General features: G+C 70.2%; 14 protein-coding genes. 8 read left to right on the forward strand and 6 right to left on the reverse strand.

The genetic code is table 11. From position 1 onward, the window contains the following. The first annotated feature begins 22 nt into the window (after window positions 1–22). Entirely contained in the window at window positions 23–1099 is a 1077-nt protein-coding gene (locus tag HEP73_RS22150) for a LacI family DNA-binding transcriptional regulator (RefSeq protein ID WP_185821595.1), read from the forward strand. 26 nt (window positions 1100–1125) lie between these two features. On the opposite strand, the gene xylA is transcribed toward HEP73_RS22150, so the two are convergent. Beyond that, window positions 1126–2466 carry a xylose isomerase gene (xylA, locus tag HEP73_RS22155; protein WP_185821596.1) on the reverse strand — a complete coding sequence of 447 codons (1341 nt, stop codon included), beginning with the start codon at window positions 2464–2466 and terminating at the stop codon, window positions 1126–1128. A gap of 512 nt (window positions 2467–2978) precedes the next feature. Between xylA and ttcA the strand changes: the two genes are divergently transcribed. From ttcA to HEP73_RS22170, 3 genes are all read left to right on the forward strand, one after another. Then, on the forward strand, window positions 2979–3866 hold the full coding sequence (gene ttcA, locus HEP73_RS22160; protein WP_185821597.1) for a tRNA 2-thiocytidine(32) synthetase TtcA: 888 nt from the start codon (window positions 2979–2981) through the stop codon (window positions 3864–3866). 130 nt (window positions 3867–3996) lie between these two features. Further along, the gene (locus HEP73_RS22165) at window positions 3997–4905 is read left to right on the forward strand and encodes a recombination-associated protein RdgC (protein ID WP_185821598.1); all 909 of its coding nucleotides are present in this window, start codon (window positions 3997–3999) and stop codon (window positions 4903–4905) included. Window positions 4906–5496: 591 nt separating this feature from the next. Further along, window positions 5497–6276, forward strand: coding sequence for a YgjP family zinc-dependent metalloprotease (locus HEP73_RS22170; RefSeq protein WP_185821599.1), 780 nt, complete (start codon window positions 5497–5499; stop codon window positions 6274–6276). Window positions 6277–6970: 694 nt separating this feature from the next. Here the strand turns inward: HEP73_RS22170 and HEP73_RS22175 are convergent. The 3 genes from HEP73_RS22175 to hemH form a co-directional block, all read right to left on the reverse strand. Beyond that, window positions 6971–9151, reverse strand: coding sequence for a methyl-accepting chemotaxis protein (locus tag HEP73_RS22175; RefSeq protein WP_185821600.1), 2181 nt, complete (start codon window positions 9149–9151; stop codon window positions 6971–6973). A gap of 325 nt (window positions 9152–9476) precedes the next feature. Next, window positions 9477–10325, reverse strand: coding sequence for an alpha/beta fold hydrolase (locus tag HEP73_RS22180; RefSeq protein ID WP_185821601.1), 849 nt, complete (start codon window positions 10323–10325; stop codon window positions 9477–9479). Beyond that, a complete protein-coding gene (gene hemH / locus HEP73_RS22185) occupies window positions 10322–11281 on the reverse strand; it encodes a ferrochelatase (protein ID WP_185821602.1) in 960 nt (319 codons plus the stop codon). The genes HEP73_RS22180 and hemH overlap by 4 nt, the downstream gene beginning before the upstream one ends. Before the next feature lie 165 nt (window positions 11282–11446). Here hemH and HEP73_RS22190 point away from each other — a divergent pair, with 165 nt between their 5' ends. The 4 genes from HEP73_RS22190 to tatC all read left to right on the forward strand — a co-directional run bounded on the left by HEP73_RS22190 (window position 11447) and on the right by tatC (window position 13993). Beyond that, window positions 11447–12352, forward strand: a complete 906-nt coding sequence (locus tag HEP73_RS22190) for a lipid-binding SYLF domain-containing protein (protein WP_185821603.1) — start codon at window positions 11447–11449, stop codon at window positions 12350–12352. Window positions 12353–12439: 87 nt separating this feature from the next. Beyond that, complete coding sequence (gene tatA / locus HEP73_RS22195; RefSeq protein ID WP_179570189.1) at window positions 12440–12667, forward strand: Sec-independent protein translocase subunit TatA; 228 nt, start codon at window positions 12440–12442, stop codon at window positions 12665–12667. A 16-nt stretch (window positions 12668–12683) separates the two neighbouring features. After that, entirely contained in the window at window positions 12684–13253 is a 570-nt protein-coding gene (tatB, locus tag HEP73_RS22200) for a Sec-independent protein translocase protein TatB (RefSeq protein ID WP_185821604.1), read from the forward strand. Then, window positions 13250–13993 (forward strand): twin-arginine translocase subunit TatC, encoded by a 744-nt coding sequence (gene tatC / locus HEP73_RS22205; protein WP_185821605.1) that lies wholly within the window; start codon window positions 13250–13252, stop codon window positions 13991–13993. Before tatB ends, tatC begins: the two co-directional genes overlap by 4 nt. 233 nt (window positions 13994–14226) lie before the next feature. Here tatC and HEP73_RS22210 read toward each other — a convergent pair whose 3' ends face one another. Beyond that, window positions 14227–15126 (reverse strand): BPSS1780 family membrane protein, encoded by a 900-nt coding sequence (locus HEP73_RS22210; RefSeq protein WP_185821606.1) that lies wholly within the window; start codon window positions 15124–15126, stop codon window positions 14227–14229. Between the two features lie 48 nt (window positions 15127–15174). Next, on the reverse strand, window positions 15175–15924 hold the full coding sequence (locus tag HEP73_RS22215; RefSeq protein WP_185821607.1) for a glutamine amidotransferase: 750 nt from the start codon (window positions 15922–15924) through the stop codon (window positions 15175–15177). Between the last annotated feature and the right edge of the window lie 97 nt (window positions 15925–16021).

Here is a 16021-nt window from a genome sequence, read left to right on the forward strand (position 1 = left end):
CAAGCCAACGAAGAGGCGCATCTTGGAGAAGGTCAGGAAATCGGTTCGCCGCAAGAGCCTCGCCGTGACCATCGACGAGGTGGCCGCACTGGCCAAGGTCTCGCCGATGACCGTGTCGCGGGTGATCAACGGCCAGGGCAATGTGCGCGACAGCACCCGCGAGCAGGTCATGCGCGCGGTCGACACGCTCGGCTACACGCCGAACCTGGCAGCCAGCGCGCTGGCCGCCGCGCAGAGCACGCGGGTCGCGCTGATCTACAGCAACCCCAGCGGCGCCTACCTGGGCGAGCTGCTGGTCGGGGTGCTGCGCGCGGCCTCGCGCACCTCGATCCAGGTGGTGATGGACTACTGGGACGACCTCGGCGCCGAGGCCGAACGCAAAGCCGCGCGCAAGCTGGCCAAGAGCGGCGTGGCCGGGGTGATCCTGCCGCCGCCGCTGTGCGAATCGGATGCGGCGATCCGCGAGCTGGTGCGCGCCAAGGTGCCGGTGGTGGCGATCGCCTCCGACCGTTTCAGCGATCAGGTCGCCTGCGTGCGCATCGACGAGTTCAACGCCAGCAAGGACATCACCGCCTACCTGATCGCGCAGGGCCACACCCGCATCGGCTACATCGCCGGCCGCTCCAACCTGTCGGCCAGCGCGCGCCGCTTCGAAGGCTTCCAGGCGGCGCTGGCCGAGGCCGGGCTGCGCCTGGACCGGCACCTGCTGCAGCCGGGCGACTACACCTATCGCTCCGGCCTGGATGCCGCCGAGAAGCTGCTGTCGCGCCGCCATCGGCCCAGCGCCATCATCGCCAGCAACGACGACATGGCCGCCGCGGCGATCTCGGTCGCGCACCGGCGCGGCCTGGATGTGCCGCGCGATCTGTCGGTGGTCGGCTTCGACGACACCTCCGCGGCGACCACAGTGTGGCCGGAACTGACCACCATCCGCCAGCCGATCGCGGCCATGGCCGATGCGGCGATCGACATCCTGTTGCGCAGCATCCGCAGCAAGGAACGCACGGCTCGGACGAAGATCGATCATGTGCTCGCTCATCAGCTGGTCAAGCGCGATTCGGTGGCCGCACCGGCCGCCGCGCGCAGCGAACGGCGCTGACGCGGCGGCGGGCGGCAGGTTCCGCATCAGCGGATCAGGTACTGGTTGATCAGGTTCTCGTAGGCTTCCTGGCGGCCGCTGACCTGCTTCGGCGCGCCCGCGCTTGCGGCGTGCTTGGCCAGGTCGGCCAGCGTGCTGGAACCGTTGGCGAACGCCGCACCGGCGCCGCTGTCGAAGCTGCTGTAACGCTCGGCGCGCCATTGCTCCAGCGGCGAGGACGTCAGCAGTGCATGGGCCACTTCCAGCCCGCGCGCGAACGCGTCCATGCCGCCGATGTGGGCCAGGAACAGGTCCTGCGGATCGGACGACTCGCGCCGCACCTTGGCGTCAAAGTTCAAGCCGCCCGGCGCCAGCCCGCCCTGGCGCAGCACCACCAGCATCGCGCCCACCGTGTCATACAGGTCGGTCGGGAACTGGTCGGTGTCCCAGCCGTTCTGCGGATTGCCGCGGTTGGCATCGATGCTGCCGAGCAAGCCTGCATCGGACGCCACCTGCAGGTCGTGCTCGAAGCTGTGGCCCGACAGCGTGGCGTGGTTGGCCTCGATGTTGAGCTTGAAGTCCTTGTCCAGGCCGTGCTGGCGCAGGAAGCCGATCACCGTGGCGCTGTCGAAGTCGTACTGGTGCTTCATCGGCTCCATCGGCTTGGGCTCGATCAGGAAATTGCCTTTGAAGCCGATGCTGCGGCCGTAGTCGCGAGCGATGGTCAGGAACCGCGCCATGTTGTCCTGCTCGCGCTTCATCTGCGTGTTGTGCAGGCTGGCATAGCCTTCGCGGCCGCCCCAGAACACGTAGTTCTCGCCGCCCAGCTCCACCGTGGCATCGAGCGCGGCTTTGACCTGCACCGCCGCGCGCGCGACCACGTTGAAGTCCGGGTTGGTCGAGGCGCCGTTCATGTAGCGCGGGTGCGAGAACAGGTTGGCGGTGCCCCACAGCAGCTTGATGCCGGTGTCGGCCTGGCGCTGCTTGGCGATGCCGACCATGTGCGTGAGGTTCTTCTCGTACTGGCCGACCTCGTCGGCGTCCGGCGCCAGGTCGATATCGTGGAAGCAGTAGTACGGCACGCCGAGCTTGGTGAAGAACTCGAATGCCGCATCGGCCTTGGCCTCGGCGCGGCCCAGCGCGTCGCTGCCGGCGTCCCACGGATAGGCGCGCGTGCCCGGGCCGAACGGATCGGCACCGTTGCCGCAGAAGCTGTGCCAGTACGCCACCGCGAAGCGCAGGTGCTCGGCCATGGTCTTGTCGCCGATGCGCTTGGTCGCGTCGTAGACCTTGAAGGCGAGCGGATTGTCCGAGGCCTTGCCTTCGAACGCGATGCGGCCGATGCCCGGGAAGTATTCCTTGGCGCCGATGTAGACGGAGTTGCTCATGGGAGGTGGAATCCTGTCGAGTGGGAGGAACGAGAAGACGGGAGTTCGGCCGCGGCAGCAGCGGAAGGCAGCGGGAGGGACCCAGGCATGCAGGAATGGAGCAGCGCCGACACGGACATGCGCGTGGCCCGATCGCCGCGGCCGGCCCGCGCACTGGTCGCGCGGGTGCAGCAGGCGCAGTCGCGGGCGACGCTGAGGCGCCGCATCCGGTAGCTTGCATGCTTGGCACGCCGCGCCATACGCGGCGTTATGGTAGCGCTACCAGAAACCGCGCTAAAAAAAGCTTCACTGCGGAGGGAAGCCGAGGGGGCCATCAGATGCGGTTCGCAAGCCGGGGGACAGGCGGACTTTACCCAGCCCATCGGCGAAACGCTTGCTGCGCTGCGCCATCGGCGCGCGCAGCGTGCGCGCCACCACAGTGCGACGCGCCGGCCGCAACGTGCGCCACGTCGCGATCTCGCGCGGGTAACGCATGCGTCCCGCGCAACGCGCTGTGCAGTGCGCCGACTACAATGCGCGCCGATGACCTCCGCGCCCCTGCCCCTGCCGCACCCCTCGCCGATCCCGCCCCGCGCGACCGGCGCACGCCATCGGCGCTGGGCAAGCGCCTGTGCCGGCAGGTCGGCCAGGCGATCGCCGATTTCGGCATGATCGAGGCCGGCGACAAGGTCATGGTGTGCCTGTCCGGCGGCAAGGACAGCTACACCCTGCTGGACATCCTGCTGCAGCTGCAGCGCAAGGCGCCGGTGCCGTTCGAACTGGTGGCGGTGAACCTGGACCAGAAGCAGCCCGGCTTTCCCGCGCAGGTGCTGCCCGACTACCTGCACGCGCTCGGCGTGGCCTGGCATGTGATCGAACAGGACACCTATTCGGTGGTCAGCCGCGTGGTGCCCGAAGGCAAGACCATGTGCTCGCTGTGCTCGCGGCTGCGCCGCGGCGCGCTGTACCGCTATGCCGCCGAAAACGGCATCAGCAAGATCGCGCTGGGCCACCACCGCGACGACCTCGTCGCCACCTTCTTCATGAACCTGTTCTTCCACGCCAGACTCGCGGCGATGGCGCCGAAGCTGCGCAGCGACGATGGCCGCCACGTGGTGATCCGGCCGCTGGCCTACGTGCGCGAGGCCGACATCGCCGAGTACGCGCAGGCGCGCGGCTTCCCGCTGATCCCGTGCACGCTGTGCGGCAGCCAGGAGAACCTGCAGCGGCGCCAGGTCGGGCTGATGCTGCAGCAGTGGGACCGCGAGCATCCGGGCCGCATCGAGCAGATCGCGCGCGCCATGGGCAACGTGCAGCCGTCGCAGCTGGCCGACCCGGCGCTGTTCGATTTCCGTACGCTCGGCGCTGCCGATGCCGCGCCGGCCACGGCAGCCTGGTCGCTCGACGACGACGACACCTGAGGCCGCCGCCGCCGGCGCGCGCGCCGCTGAACCGCGCGTTGCGGTATCCGGGCGGGAGCGATGCGACAATGCCCGCCGCCCACCCTGCGCACGGCGCCGGGCCGTTCCGTTTCCTTCTGCTGGATGCTCGATGTTCTTTCGCAACCTGACCCTGTTCCGCTTCCCCACCACCCTCGACTTCTCCGAGATCGACAAACTCCTGCCGGAAGTGCAGCTCAAGCCGGTCGGCCCGCTGGAAATGAGCTCGCGCGGCTTCATCTCCCCGTTCGGCCGCGACGAGCGCGAAGTGCTGTCGCACCGCATCGCCGAGTTCCTGTGGCTGACCGTCGGCGGCGAGGACAAGATCCTGCCCGGCTCGGTGGTCAACGACCTGCTCGAGCGCAAGGTCGCCGAGATCGAGGAAAAGGAAGGCCGCCGGCCCGGCGGCAAGGCGCGCAAGCGGCTCAAGGACGACCTGATCCACGAATTGCTGCCGCGCGCCTTCGTCAAGTCCTCGCGCACCGACGCGATGCTCGACCTGCAGCACGGCTACGTCGCGGTGGACACCTCCAGCCGCAAGACCGGCGAGAACGTGATGTCCGAGATCCGCGGCGCGCTGGGCAGCTTCCCGGCGCTGCCGCTGAACGCGGAAGTGGCGCCACGCTCGATCCTGACCGGCTGGATCGCCGGCGAACCCCTGCCCGAAGGCCTGAGCCTGGGCGAGGAGTGCGAGATGAAGGATCCGATCGAAGGCGGCGCGGTGGTCAAGTGCCAGCACCAGGAACTGCGCTGCGACGAGATCGACAAGCACCTGGAAGCCGGCAAGCAGGTCACCAAGCTGGCGCTGATCCTGGACGACCACGTCTCCTTCGTGCTCGGCGACGACCTGGTGATCCGCAAGCTGAAGTTCCTCGACGGCGCCCTGGACCAGTTGGAGAACACCGACCAGGACGGCGTGCGCGCCGAACTGGACGCCCGCTTCGCGCTGATGAGCGCCGAAGTGCGGCGCCTGTTCCTGTTGCTGGAAGAGGCGTTGAAGCTGAGCAAGGCGGAGACCTGAGCGAGGCCGGCAACATCTGGGCCGATCGCGCCTTGCGCCATCGGCCCAGACAGGCACCGAAGCCGGCCCATTTCCGGGCTGCGTTCGTCGCGGCTGAAGCCGCTCCTACACAAGCCGCGCGCCTGCTGGGCCGGGTGCACTGTAGGAGGGGCTTCAGCCCCGACCAACAGCTACCGAAGCCGGGCAACTTCCCAACTTCGCTCGTCGCGACTGAAGTCGCTCCCACAAGGGACCTCGGCGGGCTCGCTGGGTGCACTGTAGGAGGGGCTTCAGCCCCGACCGGCAGCTGCCGCAGCCGGACAACTTCCCGACTGCGCTCGTCGCGACTGAAGTCGCTCCCAGAAGGGACTTCGGCGTGCCGGCTGGGTGCACTGTGGGAGGGACTTCAGTCCCGACTGCTGCCAAGCCGGCCAGCTTCCTCACTTCGCTCGTCGCGGCTGAAGCCGCTCCTACAGGGGCCTTGGCGTGCGCTGTCCGGATCCGCTGCCGAACGATCCGCAGGCCACTGTGACCGGAAATTCAGCTGAAGCATGCAGCGCGATCGGTGCGCGCTGTCACCGTGCGCGTGCGCATGAGCGGTATGCTGTGCGCATGCCCGATTTCCTCCGTCGCCTGATCGCGCCGCCCGCCGCGGCCGTCGAACGCGACCTCGTCCGCCTGCGGCTGGACGAGCGCGAGATCGAGGTGCTGCGCGTGCGCGACCCGCGCGCGCGGCGGATCAAGCTCAGCGTGGACGAGCGCGGCGCGCGCCTGACCCTGCCGCTGCGCGCCAGCCTGGTGTCCGGCGAGCGCTTCCTGCTCGAGCACCGGCACTGGCTCGGCGAGCAGCTGGCGCGTTACCAGGACGAAGACGACGAGCCCGGCCTGCAGCGCGGCGTGCCCGGCTGGCTGCCGCTGCGCGGCGAACGCCTGCCGCTGCGCTGGAGCGAGGGCCGCTACGCGCGGCTGCAGGTCGATGGCGACGGGGCGGAGCTGCAGCTGCCGGCGCGCGCCGGCGATGCCGCGATCGCGCGCGCGCTGCGCGAGTTCTACGAAGCGCAGGCGCGCGCCGACGTCGGCCGCTGGCTGCCCAAGTACCTGCCCTCGCTGCCGCGCGCACCGGCGCGGGTGCGGCTGAAGGTGATGTCCTCGCAATGGGGTTCGCTGGCGCCGGATGGCTCGATGGCGCTGGATCTGGCGCTGGTGCTGGGCCAGCCCTCGGCGTTCGAGTACGTGCTGGTCCACGAGCTATGCCATCTGCTGCAGGCCAACCACTCGCCGGCGTTCTGGCGCGAGGTGGAAGCGCGGTTCCCGGCCTGGCGGGCCGAGCGCGACTATTTCCACGCGCACGGTCGGCGCCTGAAGGCGCAACTGCGGCGGCTGTTGAGTTAGCACGTTGCGCGCCGCTGTTGCGCGCACGAGGCAAGGAACGCAAGAAAGCATGGAGGCTGTTTCAGCCCGGACGATGGCGTAGCCCCGGGCGACGACCTGCCGGCACGCGGTGGGCCGCGTGCCCAACGGCAGCAAGCCGGCTACGCCTGGACCCATGAGAGCGGCCCTGCATGTTGGACCTGTCAGGCCGGCAGCCAGCGTAGTGCGACACGGCCACAAGGCTCGCAGTCGCGGCGCGCCGGGCGAATCCAGCGGGGTCTTCGGGAAGGGGCGCGCGCGCCTCGAGGCGCACAGCGCCGGCGATGGACAGATCGGAGAAAACGGAAGGACGGTGGATTTCGCCTCAGCGCTGCGGAAGAAGAACTCCATGCGCAGCGCCCGGCAGGCCCCCTCTCCCCGCCTACCTCACACCTGGCGCGACCTCCGGCGCCAGCGAACGATACGGTCCGAGCGGCACTACGCCGGCATGTCAGGACGCCGGGATCGGGCCGCGTACGCAAGACGTATCGCGTCTATGCCTGTTTTGTCGGCAGGCGTGGCGGGAACTTAAGCGAAATTTTTTCTACACACAAGCTTCACAAGCGTTGTGTAGGCGCCGCATTCAGCCGCCGGCCCAGGTAAGGCCGATCCGCTGGCGCCACGCGAGCGGGAGCGCCCCTGCAACGGCCCCCGCCCACGTGCTATGCCCACCCGCTCAGCCGCCGACGGCGAGGGCGAGCCCGGCAGGCACTGACGCCAGCGCAGCAGCCACCGGCCGCCGTTCCGGCACCGCCGGCTGCAGCCGGAACACCGCCACCGCCGCGGCCAGCGTGCCGGCCTGCTGTTCCAGCGCATGCGAGGCCGCGGTGGCCTGCTCCACCAGCGCCAGGTTCTGCTGCGTGCTGCGGTCCATCTGCGCCATCGCCTGGCCGACCTGCTCGATGCCGGCCGACTGCGCCTGCGAGGCCACCGCGATCCCGGCCACGACGTCGTTGACCTCGCGCACCGAGGCCAGCACCCGGCCCATGGTCTGGCCGGCGCCGTGGACCTGCGCCGAGGCCACCGCGACCTGGGACAGGGATGCTTCGATCAGCGTCTTGATCTCTTTCGCCGCCCCGGCCGAGCGCTGCGCCAGCGCACGCACCTCGCTGGCGACGACGGCGAAGCCGCGCCCCTGCTCGCCGGCGCGCGCCGCTTCCACCGCCGCGTTCAGGGCCAGGATGTTGGTCTGGAACGCGATGCTGTCGATCACCGCGATGATCTCGCCGATCTTGCGCGACGACCCCTGCACGCCCTCCATCGCCGCCACCGCTTCGTCGATCGCCGCGCCGCCCTGGCGCGCGACCGACGCCGCGACGGTCGCCAACTGGTTGGCCTGGTCCGCGTGCGCGGCGTTCTGTTTGACCGTCTCGGTCAGTTGCGCCGCCGACGCCGCGGTGCGCTCCAGCGCGCCGGCCTGCTCGGCGCTGCGGCGCGACAGGTCCTGATGCCCGCCGGCGATGGCGCCAGCCTCGCTGTCGATCGCCGCCGCCGCCTGCTGGATGCCGGCCACGATCCCCGCCAACTGGTCGGCGGTGGCGTTGGCGTCGTCGCGCATGCCCGCGAACACGCCATGGAATTCGCCGTGCATGCGCACGCCCAGGTCGCCGCAGGCGATCGCGCGCAGCAGCGTCGACAGCGCGCCGAGGTTGCCGTCCACGGTGGCCATCAGCTGGTTCAGGCTTTCCAGCATGGTGCGGAAATCGTGCTGGTGGCGGCCGACGTCGCCGCGCGCGCTGAAATCGCCGGCCGCCGCGGCCGCCGCCAGGTGCCAGATGTCGCGGTTGAGCGCGCCGAGATTGGCCTTGATCGCGTCCATGGTGTCGGAGATCGCCGCCTGCTCGCCGGGCAGGCGCGGCATGTCCTCGCTGAGGTCGCCGATGGCGTAGCGCTGCATCAACGCGACCGTGGACTGCACCGTGCCCACGTGCAGGTCGACCAGCGCATTGGCATCGTGCAGCAGTTGCCCGTATTCGCCCGGGAACCCTGCCGCGTCGCTGCGGTGCGCGACCGCGCCGGCGGCGTGGCGCTGCGCCATCTGCCGTTGCTCGGCGAGCACTGCGCGCAGCTGCGCCTGCATGGTCTGCATGCTGCGCAGCAGCTCGGCGGCCTCGTCGTTGCCGTGCACCGGCAGCGGCGCGTCGAGCCGGCCGGCGGCGATCGCCGCGGCGATCCGCGTGCCTTCGCGCAGCGGCCGCACCAGGCTCTGGGTGATGCACCAACCCAGCCAGGTGCTGACCGCCAGCAGCAGGCCGCCGCCGATCAGCAGCATCCAGCGCGCGCGGTCCATCGTCGTCACCGCATCGGTATACGCCTGGTCGCTGAGCGAGCGCAGGTGCGTGGCATTGCGCTGGATCGCCTGCTGCCAGTTCGCCAGCAGCGGCTGCAGCGTGTACAGGTGCAGGGTCTGCGCGTCCAGGTTCTGGTTGTCGGCGGCCAGCGCCAGCACCTGGGCCTGGAACGGCTGCACCTGGACATAGGCCTGGTCGATCGCGGCGCGGCGCTGCGCGCCGGTGCGGTCGGCCGGATCCAGGCGCATCGCGAACAGCTTGCGGCGCACCTGCGCGTAGTCGCGCGCGGCCTGGTCGATCGCGCGCACGATCTCGCGCTTCTCGTCGGGGTTGGTCAGGATCACATCGTTGAGCAGGCCGATTTCCAGCCGCGCCTGGGCGGTGACCATGGCATCGGACAGGCGGATCTTCTCCATCTTGTCCAGGCTGATGTCGTCCAACTGGTGACGCGCCATGGCCATGGAGGCCAAGCTGGCGACGATCAGTGCGCCGCAGAGCAGCAGCAGGGCCGCGAAGGCGAAGGTCAGTCGGGGACCGACGGGATAACGGCGAAGGAGACGGATCATCGGGGCGGGGAAGGTTCGGGCGCAATTGCCCACGCGTACCCTGGCCAGCAAGCTTTACCGAAACGCGACCGACCTACGACAACATGACGAACTGTGACGCCGGGTGGATCGCAACCGCGGCGCGCCGCGCGTCCCAGGCGTTTATCGGCGGCGATGCCGGGAACTTGAGCAGGCGCTGGCGCCGTTCGTGCACGCGTTGACGTCTACAGGCGTGTGCTGGCGGTGCGACGGCATCGGTTCGGGTGAGGCGAGCGGCGCAGCGTCCCACTGCGGGGGTCGCACGATGCCGCGCTGGCAGGGCGGCGCAACGGCGCCGGCCGGCGGCTCAGAAGAAGTCGTGCAACAGCGCCGCCACCGCAGCCGGCTGCTCCATGTGCAGGTGATGGGTGCCGGGCAGCACGTGCACGCGGCCATGGCGCAACCGCGCTGCACGTTCGTTGCGCAACGGCTCGGGGAAATACGGCTGCGCCGGGTCGGCGTAGATCACCCGTGCCGGGCACTCGATGCCGGCCAGCAGCGCCTGCACCTGCGCCTCGCTCAGCCGCACCGCGGTAGGCAGGGTCAGGCGCCGGTCGCTGCGCCACACGTAGCCGCCCTCCACCGCCTCGACCCCGCGTTCCACCAGCAGCCGCGCCGCCGGCTCGCTGAGCTGGTTGGCCAACATCCGCGCGCGCACCGGCGCGGCCAGGTCGGGGAACACGCGCAGCGGCGAGGCGCTGGCGTTGGCGCGGCGGGTCGCGGCGACGCTGTCGCGCAGGCGTTCCAGCGTACCCTCCACGGTCTCGGCCAGGCCGCCGAGCATTTCGATCGCGACCAGCTTCTCGATGCGCTGCGGCGCCGCCGCGGCCAGGGTGCTGGCGATCGCCGCACCCATCGAATGGCCGATCACCGCGAAGCGTTCCCAGCCCAGCGCGTCGGCCGCGTCCAGCAGCGGATGCAGCGCGCCGGTCAGCAGATAGTCGGCGCCGGCCGGCAACGGTTCGCTGTGGCCGTGGCCGGGCAGGTCCAGCATCACCAGGTCCAGTTGCGGCAGCTGCGCGCTCAGCGGCACGAAGCTGGCGGCGTTGTCCAGCCAGCCATGCACCGCCAGCACCTTGGGGCCGTGCGGATCGCCGCTGCGCAGACCGGCCAGCGTGCCCACCCGCGACGGGCAGGCGAAGGTGCGCAGCGTCATGCGGCGCGGGCGGCCAGCTGCGCCAGCGCGCGCGCGTGCGCCGGGGCGTCGTTGAGGCAGGGGATGTAGCGCACCTGCATGCCGCGCGCAGCGCAGGTCTCGACGAAGCCCATCGCCACTTCTTCCAGCGTTTCCAGGCAGTCGGTGGCGAAGCCCGGGCAGATCACGTCGACCCGCTTGGTGCCCTGCTCGGCCAGCTGCCACAGGCTCGGCTCCGCATACGGCTGCAGCCATCGCTCGGCGCCGAAGCGCGACTGGTAGCCGAGCTGCCATTCGTTGGCGCCCAGGCCCAGCGCCGCGGCGATCGCCTGCGCGCTGGCCTCGCAGCGCTGCGGGTACGGGTCGCCGTTGTTGGCCACGCGCTGCGGCAGGCCATGGAAGGAGAAGAACAGGGTCTCGCCGCGGCCGTGCTGCGCCCAATGCGCGCGCACGCTGTCGGCCACCGCCTCGACCCAGGCCGGGTCGGTCGGATAGTCCTCGATCAGGGTCACCGGCAGCTGCGGATTGCGCGCCTGCCAGGCCTGTACCACGTCCTCGATCGAGGCGGTGGTGGTGGTCGAATACTGCGGGTACAGCGGCAACACCACGATCCGGCGCACGCCGCCGTCGCGCAGCGCGTCCAGCGCTGGCGCCAGTGCCGGGGTGCCGTAGCGCATCGCCCAGGCCACGCGGTGCCCGGGCAGTTCGCGCTGCATGCCCTCGGTCAGGCGCCGGGTGTACACCGCCAGCGGCGAGCCTTCCGGCAGCCACACCAGCGCGTACTTCTCCGCCGAACGCGGCGAGCGCCGCGGCAGGATCACCCAGTTCAGCAGCGGCCACCAGAACAGCTTGGGGATGGCGACCACGCGTTTGTCGCCGAGGAATTCGGCCAGGTAACGGGCGACCGCAGGCGCGGTCGGCGCCTCGGGCGTGCCTAGATTCACCACCAGCACGGCGGTCTCGGGTGCGTCGCTCATGCACGCATTGTGGCAGAGGCGCCCGCCGCGCGCGTCGCGATCGTGTCTATCGCAACGATCGATGCGCCCGCGCAACGCCGCGCGCACTCATTGCCGATTCATTGCGCTGTGACTAAGTTCAAGGACTTGCAGTATCTTGCTGCGGACCTATTTCGGAAGCCCGCCATGCCCCGCCTGCCGCGCCTCGCCCTGTTGTTGAGTACCACGCTGTTCGTCGGCCACGCCGTGGCCGGCCCGGAAGAAGACGAGCGCGCCCGCAACGCGCTGCGCGTGCTGAGCGACATCCAGGAGATCCCGGAGCAATCCATCCCCGACAAGCTGCTCGACGAGGGCCGCGCGATCGTGGTGATCCCGGACACGCTCAAGGCCGGCCTGGTCATTGGCGGCCGCCGCGGCCATGGCCTGATGTCGGTCAAGCGCCCCGACGGCACCTGGTCCAACCCGGTGTTCGTCAAGCTCACCGGCGGCAGCATCGGTTTCCAGGTCGGCGTGCAGTCCTCCGACGTGGTGCTGGTGTTCCGCAACGACCGCAGCCTGGACAACATCGTCAACGGCAAGTTCACCCTCGGCGCCGATGCCGGCGTGGCCGCCGGCCCGGTGGGGCGCAACGCGTCGGCCGCCACCGATGGCCAGCTCAAGGCCGAGATCTGGTCGTGGTCGCGTGCGCGCGGCCTGTTCGCCGGCGTGGCGCTGGACGGCGCGGCGCTGCAGATCGACGATGCCGCCGACCTCAACGTGTACGGCAGCAACACCACCCCGCGCATGATCTTCGAAGGCCGCACCACCGGCCTGCCGTCCAACGACGTGGTCGCATTCCGCGACAAGCTCGAGGAGGCCACCTACGCCGCGCGGCAGAACCGCGGCACCGACAGCGCCGGCCGCACCGCCACGGCGCCGCCGCCGCGGCCGCAATCGTCGGCGCAGGCCGCACCGCCGCCGGTCGCCGAACCCGCCGACGGCGCCAGCACCGCACCGTTGCAGGCTCCGCCGCAGACGCCGCCGCCACAGGGCGGCTTCCAGCCGGTGTCCGAAGGCGAGATCCGCACCGAATCGCTGGACGGCAACCGCTAGAATCCGCGGTACGGCGTGCAGCACTGAACGCACCGCGGCGCGGTGCGTTATCCTCTTTATTCCTTACGACTTCTCTGCGAGCGGATCATGGGCGGTTTTAGCATCTGGCACTGGCTTGTCGTGCTGGTGATCGTGCTGCTGGTGTTCGGCACCAAGCGGCTGACCAGCGGCGCCAAGGATCTGGGCAGTGCGGTCAAGGAATTCAAGAAAGGCATGCGCGACGAGGACAAACCCGCCGGCCAGCTCGGCGACGAGTCGCGCAGCAGCGAGCAGTCCCGCGAGACCCAGGCCGAACGCGACCGCGACGCGCGCTGAATAGGACGCTGTCGGCGTGTTCGATATCGGATTCAGCGAACTGCTGCTGATCGCAGTGGTGGCGTTGGTGGTGCTCGGCCCGGAACGCCTGCCCAAGGCAGCGCGCTTCGCCGGCCTGTGGGTGCGCCGCGCGCGCGCGCAGTGGGACTCGGTGAAGCAGGAACTGGAGCGCGAACTGGAAGCCGAGGAACTCAAGCGCAGCCTGCAGGACGTGCAGGCCTCGCTGCGCCAGGCCGAAACGCAGTTGCGCGACAGCGGGCAGCAATTGCAGCGCGAGACCGACGCGCTGCGCCGCGAGATCGACCCGACCGGACCGGAACCGCTCGCCGAGACCGCGCCTGCGGCGCCTGCCGCCATCGAATCGCCGGCGACGGCGGCGGTGCCAGCGCCGGAATCGTTGCCGCCGCAGGGCGCTTCCGCTCCTGCCGCCGCAGCGCCGGCCACCCCGCCAGCGGCAGCGGCGGCACCGGCGGCACATACGCACGTACCCGCCGACACGACGTCACCCGCCGCGCACGACCCGGCCCCCGCACCGCCAGCGCCTGGCGCCGCACCGCCCAATGGCGATCCTGAGGCGCCGCGATGAATCCGGAAGCCGAAAGCAGCCTGATCGAGCATCTGGTCGAACTGCGCGCGCGCCTGGTGCGCGCGCTGCTCGGCCTGGGCGTGGTGGTGCTGGCGCTGCTGCCCTTCTCCAAGCCCATCTACACCTGGCTGGCCGCGCCGATGCTGGCGCAGCTGCCGATCGGGCAGAGCGTGATCGCCACCCACCCGGCCGGCGCTGTGTTCGCCCCGCTCAAGCTGACCTTCTTCGTGGGCGTGTTCATCGCCGTGCCGTGGCTGCTGTACCAGGCCTGGGCGTTCGTCGCCCCGGGCCTGTACCAGCGCGAGAAGCGCCTGGCGCTGCCGCTGCTGGCCTCGGCGGTGCTGCTGTTCTACGTGGGATGCGCCTTCGCCTATTTCCTGGTGCTGCCGGCGGTGTTCCACTTCCTGACCACGTTCAAGCCGGACATCATCCAGCTCACTCCCGACGCCGGCGCCTACCTGGATTTCGTGCTGGCGATCTTCTTCGCCTTCGGCGCCAGTTTCGAGCTGCCGGTGGCGCTGGTGATCCTGGCGTTGCTGGGCTGGGTCACTCCCCAGCAGTTGCGCGAAGGCCGCGGCTACGCGGTAGTCGGCATCTTCGTGCTGGCCGCGGTGCTGACCCCGCCGGACGTGGTCTCGCAGCTGATGCTGGCGATCCCGATGTGCCTGCTGTACGAGATCGGCATCATTGCGGCTAGTGCGGTAACCAAGAAGCCGTCTGAAGCAGAGATTCGGGATTAGGGATTGGGGATTCGCGAAGGCCGTGGCGGCCGCGCCTTCGCCACGTAGCGCGGCTCCAGGAACCTCAGGCTTCGTCAATCGCGGCAATCCACGAAGCCGAAAGCGTCGGGGCTGAAGCCTCTCCTACAGATGCGACGACCTGGCAAGGCCAGAGCTCTGCAAAAGCGGACGACCGGAAAACCGTCAGCTCCCGCTTTTACGAATCCCCAATCCCGACTCCCAAATCCCGGCCCTTAAGCCGCAAACACATTAGAAGGCGGCGGCGGCACCGCCGGCGCGGCGTCGCCGCTGTGCACGAACATCTGCTTCCAGGCCGCGTAGACCGCGCCGGCCAGCGCCGGCATCGCCAGCGCCATCAGCAGCAATTGCGCGACCAGGGCGGCGATGGTCGGCCCGGCCAGCGCCTGCACCAGCAGGATCACCAGCACCAGGGCGAAATACAGCGCGAACATCGCGATGAAGGCGAGGATGAAGAACACCAGCATCGCCGGCAGGTTGTGCAGGCAGGCGCGCAGGCTGTTGCGCATCGCCGCCAGGCCGCCGCGGCCGTCGAACATCACCTGCGGGGCGAGCACGAACAGGGTCAGCGTCACCGCCACGAAGCCGACGAACACCAGCAGCAGCCACAGCAGGATGCGCATCGCCGGCAGCGTGGCCACCAGCTGCTCGACCTGCGCCGGATCCGGCTGGGCGCTGGACTGGCCGAGTTCGTTGAGCTTGTTCATCACCGTGCCCAGCTGCTCCCAGCCGCTCTGGCCGACCACCACCAGCGCCAGCGCGCCCAGCGCCAGGCCGACCAGCACCTGCGGCAGCAGCGCCACCAGCAGGCGCGGCGCACGGCCGTCGTGCAACCCCTGCAGCAAGTGCGCCGGCTGCGCGACGCGGCCCTGATCCACTTCGCGCACCGCCCACACCAAGCCGCCGAACAGCAGCGGTCCGGCCAGGCCCAGCAGCAATTGCGCCAGCATGCCCAGGGTCGGGTTCAGCGCGCCCATCAGCAGCGCCAACAGCGCCGCCAGGCCCCAGATCACGCCCAGCAGGCCCAGCGCCAGCGGCGCCCGGCGCAGCAGCGCAATTCCGCTCAACAGCCATTCCGCGCCGGCCGAGGCCGGCAGCTTGCGAATCTCGATCATTGCCAATCCGAAGTGGGGGAACGCCGTACAGCGCGGCGCCTGTACAGATTATCGCGGTTTTGCCTGGCCGCCGGCGGTTTGCTGGCCGCGCGCGTGCTGAACGAAGCGCCGCAGCAGCTTGCGCGCCAGCGGCGCGGCGCTGACCTCGCGGGCGATGGTACGGGCGCAGCGGCCAGCGCTGCGTAGACACTCGGCGCGGGCGTGCACGTAGCCGCGCATGTGGTGGGTGGCGAATTCCGGGTGGAACTGCACGCCCCAGGCCGCCTCGCCCCAGCGGAAGGCGTGGCACTGGTCCTGGGCCGAGCGCGCCAGCACGGTGGCGCCGGCCGGCGCGCGCAGCACCGTCTGCAGGTGCGTGGCGTGCGCCGGGAAGCGTTCGGGCAGGCCGGCGAACAGCGGATCGTCGAACGCCGGCGGATGCAGGTCGATGTGCACGGTGCCCGATTCGCGCCCGGCCGGGTTGTACGCGACCTCCCCGCCCAGCGCATGCGCCAGCAGCTGATGCCCGTAGCAGATGCCCAACAGCGGCGTGCCGGCGTGGGCGGCCTCGCGCAGCCAGTCGGCCGAGCGCTCGCTCCAGTCGGCGCGGTCGGTGACGAAGGCGGCCGAGCCGGTGACGATGATCCCGGCGAACCCGGCGCGCGCGGGCAATGCGGCGCCGCCAGCGACATTGGCGACCACCGTGTCGCGCTCGGCCAGGCCGGCGGCGACGCGGATCCAGTGCGGGAAGCGCCCATAGCGCCGCATCGTCGCCACCGGCTCGCCGGTTTCGAGGATCAGGAAGGGCGCTGCAGGCATTCGGGCGAGTCCAACGGCATCGCCTGATTCTAGACGCCAGCGCAGCGCTTTTTCCAAGTGACGTCGTTGCCGGCGGCATAGCGAGATAACCAGGGCT

The organism is Xanthomonas sp. GW, from assembly GCF_014236815.1.
In the GTDB taxonomy this organism is placed as follows: Bacteria; Pseudomonadota; Gammaproteobacteria; order Xanthomonadales; family Xanthomonadaceae; genus Xanthomonas_A.